This is a genomic window from Caballeronia sp. LZ035 (assembly GCF_031451175.1).
GTDB lineage: Bacteria > Pseudomonadota > Gammaproteobacteria > Burkholderiales > Burkholderiaceae > Caballeronia.
In genome coordinates, this window is sequence record NZ_JARUXS010000030.1 from 1 (window position 1) to 838 (window position 838).

Consider the following 838-nt stretch of genomic DNA (forward strand, 5'->3'; position numbering starts at 1 on the left):
AAATGACTGACGTAGTGATCGTATCGGCCGCGCGTACGGCGGTAGGCAAATTCGGCGGCTCGCTCGCGAAGATCGCGGCGCCGGAACTGGGCGCAACGGTCATCAAGGCCGTGCTCGAACGCGCAGGCGTCAAGCCGGATCAGGTGAGCGAAGTCATTCTCGGCCAGGTGCTGGCGGCGGGTTCGGGACAGAACCCGGCGCGCCAGTCGCTCATCAAGGCAGGGTTGCCGGACATGGTGCCCGGCATGACGATCAACAAGGTGTGCGGCTCGGGCCTGAAGGCGGTGATGCTGGCCGCCAACGCGATCATCGCGGGTGACGCGGACATCGTGATTGCGGGCGGCCAGGAGAACATGAGCGCGGCGCCGCACGTGCTGCCGGGCTCGCGCGACGGCTTCCGCATGGGCGACGCGAAGCTGATCGACACGATGATCGTCGACGGCCTGTGGGACGTCTATAACAACTACCACATGGGCACGACGGCCGAGAACGTCGCGAAGGAATTCGGCATCACGCGCGAGCAGCAGGATGCGTTCGCCGCGCTGTCGCAGAACAAGGCCGAGAAGGCGCAGAAGGAAGGCCGCTTCAACGATGAAATCGTGCCGGTCTCGATTCCGCAACGCAAGGGCGAGCCGCTGCAATTCAACACGGACGAATTCGTGCGTCACGGCGTGACGGCCGAGGCGCTGGCGGGTCTGAAGCCGGCGTTCTCGAAGGAAGGCACGGTGACGGCGGCGAATGCATCGGGCATCAACGACGGCGCAGCGGCGGTCGTGGTGATGTCGGCGAAGAAGGCGGAAGCGCTGGGCCTGACGCCGCTGGCGCGCATCAAGGCGTA

Annotated in this window: 1 protein-coding gene; it reads left to right on the forward strand. The window is 65.6% G+C overall.

From position 1 onward, the window contains the following. Window positions 1–2 precede the first annotated feature (2 nt). A partial coding sequence (locus QCE88_RS41915) for an acetyl-CoA C-acyltransferase (RefSeq protein ID WP_309911929.1) occupies window positions 3–838 on the forward strand: 836 nt, incomplete at its 3' end.